Origin of the sequence: Acinetobacter bouvetii (genome assembly GCF_902753875.1) — a bacterium.
GTDB classification, from domain to species: Bacteria; Pseudomonadota; Gammaproteobacteria; order Pseudomonadales; family Moraxellaceae; genus Acinetobacter; species Acinetobacter bouvetii_A.
The window spans coordinates 60,921-72,885 of the sequence record NZ_CADDTS010000035.1 but is presented as its reverse complement, the minus strand read 5'-3'; the positions used below and the strand labels follow the sequence as shown (position 1 = coordinate 72,885).

The following is an 11,965-nucleotide window of genomic DNA, read 5'->3' as shown; positions in this document are numbered from 1 at the left end:
AGAATTATTCAACTAAATTTATTCGAAAGGAAGCTCTTAAGGTCACTCTTTCTGCCTGATAAAAAATGGCTAAAACAAGAAGAACCTCAATTGAGGTTCCTATTGTGATATTTGTGGGACAGCAGTGCCTGAAGGTCGCTTTTTTAGGTGTAGTTTTTAAGCTACAGATTCTGGAGTAGCACGCCATAAGCTTTCAAGGTCGTAAAACTTACGCGCAGTAGGCAGCATAACGTGGACAACCACATAGCCAAGGTCAATTAAGATCCATTCGGCATCACGTTCGCCTTCAACGCCGAGAGGGCGGAAACCCGCTTTACGTGCTTCATCAGCAACATTGTCTGCGAGGGCTTTAATGTGACGGGTTGAAGTACCACTGGCGATAACCATGGCATCTGCGACATTGCTAATAGAGCTAACATCTAGTTCTAAAATGTCTTTTGCTTTTACATCTGATAGGGCTTCATGTACAACTTTTAAGCAAGCTTGTACATCTTTAGCTTGAGAATTCATTGTGTGATCGAGAGAATTAGAAGCGCTGGGCGATGGTTCTAAATTCATAAAAGGTTTAATTTCCGGACAATAACTCATCTTGTAATATAGCGGTTTTGGTGCCGAATTTCAATTCTGTTCATAATTTAACTTTGCGGATGTTTTGCAAAATATTTATCTTTCCAGGCAAAAGAATGGCTGGAATGAGCTTGTGGCTTATATTCTGCCGCAGTGAAACCGCTGTAGGTGCTGTGGTTTAACCACTGAAAAATTTCTGAATAATGCATTTGTGCAGTATCAGGTTCATGTCGTCCCGGACAGTCAGCAAATTGGATATGTCCAATGTCGTGGATATTTTCCTGTAAGGCTTGCAGCACATCTTCACCCATCATGGCCATATGATAGCAGTCGTATTGCATTTTCAGGGCAGGTTGTTGAACTGCTTCCAGCATTTCTTGTGCTTGAGCCACATTTTGTACAAGAAAGCGTGGCATGTCGGTGCCATTAATCATTTCAAACACCGGTTGAATATTGTGTTTGGCAAACATTGAGCATGCCAGTTTTAAATTTTGTGCCAAAGTATTCAAGCAAGGCAATAAATCTGAATCGAGCGGCTGCTTGCCTGCCAGAATATTCACACTCGGAACATTCAGTGCGGTAGCGTATTGAATTGCCTGTTCAAGGGCACGATGAAACTCGATTTCCTTGCCGGGTATGCCAGCCAGCCCATTGCCGCCTTGCATCAGGTCTCCGGCTGGAACATTGATCAGGCAAAGACTCAGATTGTGCAGGGTCAGCTGGGTCTGAATCTGTTCAATACTCAGTTCATAGGGAAACTGAATTTCCACATGCTGAAAACCATGAGCTGCCGCAAGAGCAAAGCGCTCAATCAAAGGCGCTTCAGTAAAAATCATGGATAAATTTACCGCCAGTTTAAGCATGTCTTTACTCCTTGCAGGTTAAAAAACTGAGTGAATTAAGATTCAACCAGTTGAATCACAGTGGCCAGATCAGCTTCAGCATAGCCTTTATTTTGATGGGCTTTCAACTGCGAAAGTGCCTGTTTTGCAACCGGGATATTTAAATTGAACTGTTCAGCCAGCTGCACGGCATTATTCAGGTCTTTGGATAAGGTCTGTACTTTCCATTGCACCGGTTCAAAGCTATGCGTGGCCATACGTGGAGTTAAAATCTGAAACGGTTTGGAATCGGCAAAACCACCGGCAAGTGCGGGTGCCAGTAAGGTGGTATCCACACCTGCTTGAGCTGCTAATGCCACTGCTTCAGCAATTAAGGTACTGTTGGCAGCGACAATCAGCTGATTGCAAATTTTGGTCGCTTGTCCGGTACCGGTTTCGCCCATGCGGGTGACACGCTGTGACAAGACATTATAAATCAGCGATAAATCCTGAATGGTATCCAGATCACCACCAGCAAAAATCACCAAAGTACCTTGTTCAGCGCCTGCTGTGCCACCGGAAACAGGTGAGTCAATCCACTGAACCTGTTTGGTTATAGCCTGCTGCGCTACGGCTTTGGTCTGATCTACCGACAGACTAGAGAAATCGACAATGATTTGTCCGGCTTGAAGCTGGGGTTGAATCTGATCAAACACTGCTTGTACCGCAGCATCATCCGCCAGACAGGTCAAAATAACAGGATAGCGTCCAATCTCTTGCACATTTAAAGCAGTCGCACCCATGTCAACCAGCGCATCACATGCCGATGCGGTTCGGTTCCATACTGCTACTTCAAAACCGGCCTGAATCAGTCGGGTGGCCATACGGCTGCCCATCAGTCCCATGCCGAGGAATGCAATTTTTGTATTACGATCAAAACTCATGTGTTTTTCTCTGAACGATCTTGTTATTGCTCTATTTTACTTATATTGGCGCGGTAAAAACTGAACTTCCGGGTTCTTGTCTTTTTTACGTGCCAATTTACTGTTTTTGCCCAACAGTAGTTTTAATTGCCAGATTTTCTCCAGACGTAACGATTTTTTCGGTGCATGTTCCATGGCATCAAGAACCTGTTTAGCTGCTGCCAATGCATCCGGAGAGCGTTGCAGCATTTCTTCTGCAATTGATTGGGCTTTGCTGATGGGTGATTCATCCAGATGCGTTACCAGACCAATCTCCTTGGCATAGTTGGCATCGAAAATTCGCCCAGTCAGGGTCAGTTCCTTGGCCAGATCGACACTGATAATGCCCTTAATCGAGCGGGTCAGCCCCATGTCAGGGACCAGTCCCCAACGACTTTCCATGATCGACATTTTGGTGTCTGGATGGGCAATACGAATATCGGCTGCCAATGCGAGCTGCATACCGGCACCTAGACAATAGCCTTCAATGGCTGCAATGACCGGCACAGGTAGTTCCTGCCAAATCAAAAAGGCTTTCTGAAACAGGCTTTGTCCCGGTTTCAGCAGTTCCCAAGCTGCATAAGCAGTATTTTTCGGCGCATTTAAATCGGCAAGGTCAATGCCGGCGCTAAAGACATGGGCTTCGCCAGTCAAAATGACACAGCGGATAGAACGGTCTTTTTTAATTTGATTCGCGGCATTAACCAGTTCTTTTAATAAAGCAAAGCTCATGGCATTGCGTTTTTCCGGGCGATTTAAAGACACGGTTGCGATGCCATTGTTTTTTTCTATGCGAAGTAACGCCATGAGTAGACCTGTATTATTTTCCATTGTTTTGAGCATAACATGGGTGTTTATGCGATACATGACAGTCGAGTCACATCTAAACATAGACGTGACTGACAAAATCTAGATAAGTCCTGATCAGGTACTTTGTTTATTTAAAATTTGTAGTGAAGCCTGCTCCACTTGCTGAATGACTGATTGCAACTCATCAAAGCGTTTCAAGGTTTCCTGAATAAAGCTGTCATCGGCTTTACGGCGTTCTTTACGCAATGAGGAAACAAACTGTTCAAATGAACCTGTGGCTTCTTGCAGAGTAGGTACGCCCACATAACGGGTAGCGCCATATAAACGGTGCAGGATATGTTCGAGCTGCGGGAAATCTTCCAGTTCAATCAGCTGCTGCATTTCATTCAATTCTGTAGAGAAACTGTCGACTAGCATTTTCAGTAAATCAACTGCCAGATCTTCTTTATTGGCGGCCAGTTGCAAGCTTTGTTGCCAGTCTAGAATGTTGGGATCAAGCGCTTCAATCAACAGGTTTTTTTCCACGCTTTTGGCTTTTTTAAAGCTTTCCGAGGTCCAGTGGGTCAGTATCTGAATAATCTGTTCCATCTGAATTGGTTTGGTCACGTAATCATCCATACCGACTTGTAGCAGTTTCTGCTTTTCATCTGCCAGTGCATGTGCAGTGAGTGCAATAATCGGCAAGCGTTTATGGTTTTCCAAAGTGGATTCCAGAGAACGGATAGCCCGTGTGGTATCAATACCGGACATCACCGGCATTTGAATATCCATAAACACCACATCAAAGGCAGGTAGCCCTTGTTCAATACGCTGCTGAATAATATCAATTGCTTCCTGACCACTTAAGGCCTTGGTGGTGGTGACATTCAATTCCCCAAGCAGCGCTTCCAGTACAATCAGATTGGGTAAATGGTCATCGACGGCCAGCACATGCAAACCTTGTCCATTAAATTCTTCATGGACTTCATGATCAAAAACAGGTTGATTGCTAAGGAGTTGTATTAATGCACTACGACTCAAGGGTTGGTACAGTGGGCGGGCACGGTATTCATTCAGCATATTCGGGTCTAGTGCCATCTGATAGCCATACACCGCAATATTGCCATAATAACGGTTGCGAATTTCTTTCAGCAAAGCCTCGCCATCGCCACTATGATCCACAATCAACCAGGTATTTTCATCGCTTTCAGAGAACTGGTTGAGCTGACTGAACAAGTCCAGAATCGAGCTGGTTTCAATATGATGCACATCATAATTTTCAAGATAATGGCGCAGGATATTGGCAGTGGCTGGATGGGCTAAATAAGAGACTACCTGCATTTGTTTAAAGTGTGGGTGAACAATTTCAATGTCATCATCCACTGCAAACATGGCAGTAAACCAGAATGTAGAACCTTTTTCTGTTGGTGCACGTTCCTGATTGTCTTCAAAGCCAATCTGACCTTGCATTAAATGTACCAGCTGTTTGGAAATGGCCAGGCCCAGACCTGTACCGCCAAATTGGCGGGTGACTGAAGCATCGCCTTGCGAGAAGGATTCAAACAGTTTTTTACGGTCGGTTCCACTTAAGCCAATGCCACTGTCCTGTACACTAAAATGCAGTAGACATTGACCAATATCATCATGTTCCATCCGGGCACGGACAATAATTTCACCGTCCGGGGTGAACTTGATGGCATTGGAAATCAGGTTGGTTAGAATCTGCTTGAAGCGTAGCGCATCTCCAATCACTTGGGTCGGCACGTTATCGGCATAATAAAAAGCCATATCAATATGCTTTTGCGCCGCCAAAGGCGAGAGCATGTCCATCACATCAAAAATGGCTTCTTCCAGATCGAAGGGTGCAGTTTCCAGTTCCAGCTTGCCGGCATCAATCTTGGAAAAATCTAGTACATCGTTAATCAGTGCCAGCAGATGTGCCGAAGATTTACGAATGGTTTGCAAATACAGGTTCTGCTCATTGCTCAGGTTGCCCTGACGCAGCAATAAATGAATAAAGCCATCAATACTGTTTAACGGGGTACGCAGTTCATGGCTGATATTGGCCAGAAACACCGACTTGGACTGGTTGGCTGAAATCGCCTGGTCACGGGCCTGACGATAAGTAATGTTCTGAACTTCCAGTGTGTCCAGAGTGCGACGCAAATCGTCTTCGGTTTGTTCGGTATGTTCTTTCAGTTCCAAAAAACTGAAGTGCAGACGTTTTACTACATTGGCAATATCACGCTGCAATAAACGCAATTCACCGGTGCTGTTAATCACCATATGCTGGTCTAGGGTGTCTGCATTCAGGCGCTGTAGTTGCATCCGGATTTCGTACATCGGGGCAATCCAGCGCCGTGAATAGAAATTCAAGCATAACAGTAAGAGTAATAAGGTCAGCAAACCGGTGGCAATCAGTACGATCATGACCCGGTAACGGGCAATTTCTAAGGGTTGATTGTCCAGCTCAATTACTAGTCTGGCTGGTTCTGCGGTATTTTCATTAATTTTTAAGGCGTAAATATGGTTTTGATTGTGCAGAATCGGACCGACAAAAGCTGCATTTGAGTTAATTTTGGGCCAAGCATCCTGATCCTGAAAACCAATGCTTAAACGGTTTCTGCCTTTTGGGTCAATAATCGCGGCACGGATTAAATGCTTTTCATCCAGCATTACCTGCATGGCATTGCGGGCCTGATCATACTGCCATGGATAGCGATTGAGCAGGTCAAATGCGGCTTCGGCAGTAAGCTGATAGCGGGTCATAATGGCAATCGCCATCTGGCGTTGCTGCGCACGTGACGCATTCGAAGTTTCGGATAAAACCAATAATGCCCCGACACATGCCAAAATCATAATCGGCACAAAAATCATGGCAATGAGTTGTCCATAAGCATGATTTAAATGTAGACGCTTAAATAACTTTTTATTGATATTTGACATGGTTAAAGCAGTTTATTCCCTATGCTCCGCAGTGTAGCATGCTTTATTCAAAATCGACTGCGCTTTAATCACTTTCAATAAAAAGCCTGCTAAATGGGTGCAGGAGCAAGCATTTTTTCATACAATAGGCGCACCTCGATCTAGGTGCAAATAATGAGTAATACCACCCCTGATTTTCAAGCAGACGAATTTTTACTGGACCATTATGTAGGCAAAACGCCTCTGGTGCGTTTACAGCGTCTGGCAAGTCACACTCAAGCAACAGTATTGGCTAAACTGGAAGGAAACAATCCTGCAGGTTCAGTCAAAGACCGTCCGGCGTATAACATGATCATGCAAGCGGAAAAGCGTGGTCAAATCAAGCCGGGTGATACGTTGATTGAAGCGACGAGCGGAAATACAGGGATTGCCTTGGCTATGGTTGCCGCTATGCGTGGTTATAAAATGACTTTGATCATGCCTGCAAGTTCAAGTCAGGAACGTAAAGATGCCATGCGTGCTTACGGTGCCGAGTTGATCGAGTCTGAAAATATGGAAGAGGCCCGTGATCTTGCCCTGCAAATGGAAAAAGAAGATCAAGGTCTGGTCTTGAACCAGTTTGGTAACCCGGACAATGTCGAAGCCCATTACCTGACCACCGGTCCTGAAATCTGGCAGCAAACCGGCGGAAAAATTACCCATTTCGTCAGTTCCATGGGTACAACCGGGACGATTATGGGGATTTCCAAATATTTAAAAGAGCAAAATCCGGATATTCAGATTGTGGGTTTACAACCGTCTGAAGGTTCCAATATTGCCGGTATCCGTCGCTGGCCACAAGAATATTTGCCAACCATTTTTGATCCGAAACGTGTGGATCGCATTATGGATATTCCGCAAATTGAAGCGGAAAAAACTGCCCGTCAATTGGCACGTAAAGAAGGCATCAGTGCCGGGACTTCATCAGGCGGAGCAGTTTGGGCTTCCATTAAACTGGCTGAGGAAAATCCGGGTGCAGTGATTGTCTGCATTATCTGTGACCGTGGTGACCGTTATCTGTCTACCGGGTTATTCTCTGTAGTTGATCCTGAATAATTCAAAACTGTGAGATGAAATGCGTTTACCTGTCTTGATTTTCGATATAGAAACGCTGACCGATTTAAAGTCAGGTGCGCATTTATATCATCTGGATTTACCGCAAGCTGACCTTGAGCAGGCGCTGACAAAATTGCGCCGTCAGGAATCTGGCATGGATTTTCAGCGTTTGCCGCTGCATGAAATTGTCTGTATTTCCGGACTCTGGATTGATGAAAATGGCGCCATGAAACTGTTTTCATTTAGCCGCGAGCAATATACTGAAGCAGAGATCTTAAAAAAATTCCTGTCTATTTTTGACAAGCGTCATCCAACCTTAGTCAGCTGGAATGGTTCACAGTTTGATTTGCCAGTGATTTTATTCCGTGCCATGTATCATGGTTTGTCGGCACCAAGTTTGTTTGATCAGGGCGAAATTGATCAGCAAAAGCGCTATAATAATTACCAGAACCGTTACCATCAGCGTCATGTCGATTTAATGGATGTGATGGCCATGTTCAATGGTCGTCACTTCCAGAAGCTGGATGATGTTGCACACTTACTCGGTTTTCCGGGCAAGCGCGGTGATGGTGCTTACCATGTTCCGGAATATGTCCGTGAGCAACAGTGGTCAAAATTGACCAGCTACTGTGAAGGTGATGTGCTGAATACCTGGCTAATTTACTTACGCTGGTTATTGCTCAAGGGTCAGTTACTGACTGAAGAGCATCGTTACTGGATTCAAAGCACCATCCAGTATTTGTCCCATCAACCGCAACACGCAGATTTTCTTCAGGTATGGCGTGAAACTTCACAACATACCGAATTTACCGCTACAGATTTTATCTCTCCCACACTCTAGGTATACATGAAACATAGAACCAAGCCACGTCCAGCTCAACAGCCGATTTATACCTTTAAGGTTGAGTCACTTTCACATGAAGGACGCGGGATAGCACACTATGGATCACATCCCGATCATCCGAGTGACAAGCAAGGTAAAAAAGTGTTTATTCGCTATGCCTTGCCTGGAGAGACAGTCAAAGCGCAAATCACCAACGTAGTGAAACGTTTAGAAGAAGCGGATTGTCTGGAAGTTTTGAGTGATGCCTCAGCATTACGTGTGCAACCGCCATGCCCGCATTTTGGGGCCTGTGGCGGTTGCAATATGCAGCATATCCAGCCAGATGAGCAGATTCGCCTCAAGCAGGAGGTGTTGAAATCACATCTGGAGCACTTTGCCGGCATCCAACCTGAACAATGGCTCACCCCACTGCGTTCGCAACGTGAAGATTATCGTCGTAAAGCCCGAATCGGGGTGCGTTATATCCCGAGTAAAGACAAATTGGTGGTCGGTTTTCGTGAAAACCAAAGCAATAAACTGACTTCGATTGACCGTTGTATGGTGCTGGATCGCGAGTTTGGTTCCATCACTGCCTTGAAACAGTTACTCCAAAGTCTAAAAGCCAAAGCGGCGATTGGTCATATAGAATTGGCCATGGGTGATCACGATATTGCCTTGGTGGTACGTCATACTGAAAAATTATCATCGGATGATGTCAACCAATTAAAACAGTTTGCGTTAAACAAGCAGTGGCAATTGTATTTACAGCCTGCGGGTGCAGACAGTTTGCATCGGGTGGATGATCCGACTGCAGAGATGCGTTTGCATTATGCCTTAGATGAGTTTCAGGTGGAGTTTGGTTTTCATCCGCTGGATTTTACTCAGGTCAACTCGACCATTAACCCGCAAATGGTGAAGCTGGCATGTGATTTGCTTCAGTTGAAGCAAGGTGAACGTGTGCTTGACCTGTTTTGTGGTTTAGGAAACTTTTCTTTGCCATTGGCTCGTTGTGTTGGAAAAACGGGACAAGTGGTTGCCGTTGAAGGTAGTGAAGAAATGGTACAACGTGGTGCAGAAAATGCTGAAAACAACGGCATGATGCAGTTACAATTTTATTCACAAGATTTAACAAAAGATTTTTCGCATCATTCTTGGGCAAATCAAGGATTTGATGCATTATTGATTGATCCTCCGCGTTCAGGTGCTGAGGAAGTAATGTATTATGTGCCCAAATTTGGTGCGAAAAGAATCGTTTATGTATCATGTAATCCTGCAACACTGGCACGAGATGCCGGTGTGCTGGTTAAGCATGGTTATCGATTAAAAAAGGCTGGGGTTATGGATATGTTTACTCATACGGGACATGTTGAATCTATTGCCTTATTCGAAAAATATAACGAAATAAACGATTTATAATATGAAGTGTAAAAAAGTAGGAGAAGGGTATGGTCACAGTACGTGAGCAACTTCCTGGACGTCTCAATGAGTTGTCAGAGGAAGCGACTGTAGAACATGCCGAACAAGCCCAACATGATTTGGCTGAATGGTTAAATCGGGTTCGTGGCATATTAGATGATACGGCACTCAAGCAACTCGAAGAGGTTGCGCATTTAACTTTACAGAAAGAATTGCAAAGTACGGTTGCCCATCGTTCGAATACCTTTTATACCGGTATTGAAATGGCCGATATTCTGGCACATCTGCATGTCGATGAAGCAACCTTGTCGGCTGCAATGCTGTACCGGAGTGTGCGTGAAGGCGTGATGACGCTGGAAGAGGTGCAGGAGCATTTTGGTGAGCAAGTCTATGATCTGGTGCAAGGGACACTGGCCATGGGTAAGCTTTCCGAGCTGATTGAAAAAAACAAGCGTCTGGAAGACCACTTCAATAATAACCAGCGTGAGCATTTAAGCGGCATCTATAAGATGCTGATTGCGGTGACTGAAGATGTCCGCGTCGTGCTGATCAAGCTGGCCGAGCGTACCTATGCCTTGCGTGAACTGACCAAAGCATCTCGAGAACGTCAAGAACGGGTTGCACGAGAAATCCTGACCATCTATTCGCCTTTGGCACATCGTTTAGGGATTGCTCAGCTTAAATGGGAACTGGAAGATCTCGCTTTTCGTTATCTGGCACCGGAACGCTATAAAGAAATTGCATCGCTGCTGAATGAAAAACGTCTGGAACGCGAGCAATATATCCAGTTTGTGATTGATAAGCTGAAAAATGAATTGGGTAGCTACGGGATTGAAGCCGAAATTACCGGACGGGTGAAGCACATTTATTCGATTTATCGGAAAATGAAAAGCAAGAACCTGAGTTTTGATCAGCTTTATGATATTCGCGCGGTTCGTGTACTGGTCAAAACAATTCCTGAATGTTATCACTCACTTGGGATTGTACATCAGATCTGGCGACATATTCCGCACCAGTTTGATGACTACATTACCAACCCTAAAGCCAATGGTTACCGTTCACTGCATACGGCAGTGATTGCGGAGAACAAGTCGCTGGAAGTGCAAATCCGGACCAAGGATATGCATGAAGAGGCAGAGCTTGGAGTATGTTCGCACTTTAACTACAAAGAAGGTGCTAAAAATACCGACCATTCCTTCAATCATCGTCTACATTCATTGCGTGCAGTACTGGAACACTATCAGGAACGTAATGATGCCAGTGCACATAAATCTGAAGATGAAACTGAAAATTTTGAACAGATTCAAGATTTTGAAGGTTTTGAAAAGATTTACGTGTTTAGCCGTGATGGGGATATCAAAGAATTACCCCGTGGTTCGACCGTGTTGGACTTTGCTTACCATGTGCATACCGAAGTCGGGAACAAGTGTTATGCGGCCCGGGTCAATCAGCGCTATGTGCCTTTGACCTATACGCTGAAAACCGGTGAGCAGGTTGAAATTTTAACCAAGAAAGATCGTGAGCCAAATCGTGACTGGCTAGTGAATTCACTGGGCTATATTAAAACGGCCCGGGCGCGCGATAAGCTGCGTCACTGGTTCAGACAGCAAGACCGCAGTAAAAATCTGGAAGTGGGTCGTGAAATTCTCAACAAAGAACTTTCACGCTTGGCGATTCATCCTAAAAGTATTGATTTAAGTGACTATTGCAATCACTTCAATGTCAAATTGGGTGAAGACATTCTGATTGGTTTGGTCAATGGTGATATTAGCCTGCATGCCTTGATCAATCAGGTCAATCGTCATATGCACATTGGTCAGGATGAACCTGAACTGGTGCTGAAACCGACTTTAAATCCACGTGCCAGTCATACCTTGTCTGCACATGGGATTTTAATTGACGGTTTGGACAACGTGGAATTGCATATTGCACAATGTTGCCAGCCGGTACATGGCGAGTCGATTGGCGGTTATATCACCTTGAATCGTGGTGTCAGCATTCATAAGATTGAATGCGCGGACTATAACCGCATGATTGCTCAAGAGCCTGAACGTGCGGTTGAAGCGGATTGGGAAATGCAGCCGACCCGTGGTCAAAGCGTGCAGATTGTGGTGGAAGCATATGACCGCCGTGGTTTGCTTAAAGATTTGACGCAAGTGATTTTCTCGGATCAGATCAATATTCGTCAGGTGAATACCATTTCTGAAGCCGATGGTATTGCCAACATGAAGTTACTGATTGAAGTGAAAGGCTTGGCTCAATTATCACGTTTGTTGGCCCGTTTAGAGCAGCAACCGGGGATTATCAGTGCCCGCCGCTTGGTGCAAGGCAACTAGTTTTCGATTTCTTTTCTGATCTAAAAACCAGCACGGCCGTTGCTGGTTTTTTTATGCAGAATGGATTCGCTACTGCGTTTTAAATAAAATACACAATGAAATCAAAACTATAAATTTAAATAATTAATATTATACAAGATACTTTTTGTGTAATTTTTATTACGAATGCTATAATCCGGCCGATAAAATAGCCTCGAGCTAAAATATTTAAAGGTGTGGAAAATTAAGGCA

The 11,965-nt window shown here is 44.6% G+C and carries 9 protein-coding genes; 4 read left to right on the top strand and 5 right to left on the bottom strand.

Annotated features, from left to right (window positions below; translation table 11 throughout):
- Nucleotides 1-156: 156 nt before the first annotated feature.
- The 5 genes from rsfS to FB6_RS10730 all read right to left on the bottom strand — a co-directional run bounded on the left by rsfS (nt 157) and on the right by FB6_RS10730 (nt 6,085).
- Nucleotides 157-558, bottom strand: a complete 402-nt coding sequence (gene rsfS / locus FB6_RS10750) for a ribosome silencing factor (protein ID WP_174559999.1) — start codon at nt 556-558, stop codon at nt 157-159.
- A gap of 77 nt (nt 559-635) precedes the next feature.
- Nucleotides 636-1,430 carry a hydroxypyruvate isomerase family protein gene (locus FB6_RS10745; RefSeq protein WP_174559995.1) on the bottom strand — a complete coding sequence of 265 codons (795 nt, stop codon included), beginning with the start codon at nt 1,428-1,430 and terminating at the stop codon, nt 636-638.
- A 35-nt stretch (nt 1,431-1,465) separates the two neighbouring features.
- On the bottom strand, nt 1,466-2,332 hold the full coding sequence (locus FB6_RS10740; RefSeq protein ID WP_174559994.1) for an NAD(P)-dependent oxidoreductase: 867 nt from the start codon (nt 2,330-2,332) through the stop codon (nt 1,466-1,468).
- 36 nt (nt 2,333-2,368) lie between these two features.
- Nucleotides 2,369-3,157, bottom strand: a complete 789-nt coding sequence (locus FB6_RS10735; protein WP_174559993.1) for a crotonase/enoyl-CoA hydratase family protein — start codon at nt 3,155-3,157, stop codon at nt 2,369-2,371.
- A gap of 117 nt (nt 3,158-3,274) precedes the next feature.
- Nucleotides 3,275-6,085 carry a GacS-like sensor histidine kinase gene (locus tag FB6_RS10730; protein ID WP_174559992.1) on the bottom strand — a complete coding sequence of 937 codons (2,811 nt, stop codon included), beginning with the start codon at nt 6,083-6,085 and terminating at the stop codon, nt 3,275-3,277.
- Between the two features lie 153 nt (nt 6,086-6,238).
- On the opposite strand from FB6_RS10730, the gene cysM reads away from it, so the two are divergent.
- From cysM to FB6_RS10710, 4 genes are read left to right on the top strand one after another with little or no spacing between them, the layout of a single operon-like run.
- Nucleotides 6,239-7,159, top strand: coding sequence for a cysteine synthase CysM (cysM, locus tag FB6_RS10725; protein ID WP_174559991.1), 921 nt, complete (start codon nt 6,239-6,241; stop codon nt 7,157-7,159).
- Nucleotides 7,160-7,178: 19 nt separating this feature from the next.
- Nucleotides 7,179-8,000, top strand: coding sequence for a 3'-5' exonuclease (locus tag FB6_RS10720; RefSeq protein ID WP_174559990.1), 822 nt, complete (start codon nt 7,179-7,181; stop codon nt 7,998-8,000).
- Between the two features lie 6 nt (nt 8,001-8,006).
- Nucleotides 8,007-9,398 carry a 23S rRNA (uracil(1939)-C(5))-methyltransferase RlmD gene (gene rlmD / locus FB6_RS10715; protein WP_174559989.1) on the top strand — a complete coding sequence of 464 codons (1,392 nt, stop codon included), beginning with the start codon at nt 8,007-8,009 and terminating at the stop codon, nt 9,396-9,398.
- Nucleotides 9,399-9,427: 29 nt separating this feature from the next.
- Entirely contained in the window at nt 9,428-11,734 is a 2,307-nt protein-coding gene (locus FB6_RS10710; RefSeq protein ID WP_174559988.1) for a RelA/SpoT family protein, read from the top strand.
- The last annotated feature ends 231 nt before the right edge of the window (nt 11,735-11,965 follow it).